Consider the following 280-nt stretch of genomic DNA (forward strand, 5'->3'; position numbering starts at 1 on the left):
TTTGACCCTGTTTTCAAGTCATACATCAACCTCCACTACAAATTACGGCTACATTCTTTGAGGGATTTTTTTCTTTATTCATGCTAGCACGTAATGAAAAAGTCGGTAATGCATTTTTAACACACATGTCATACATGCGACTAGTCACCAAATGCTAATTCTGGCGCCTTTCTGCCATTCTTTCTTTTAATTCCGAGAATCTTTCTTGAAGATTGATCTTTTCAGAAATGTTTTCAAACATTTCTTTTTTCTTAAAGAATAATATTCCTACACCTGCTAC

The sequence above is a fragment of the Candidatus Nitrosotalea sp. FS genome, assembly GCF_011319475.1.
Taxonomy (GTDB): domain Archaea; phylum Thermoproteota; class Nitrososphaeria; order Nitrososphaerales; family Nitrosopumilaceae; genus Nitrosotalea.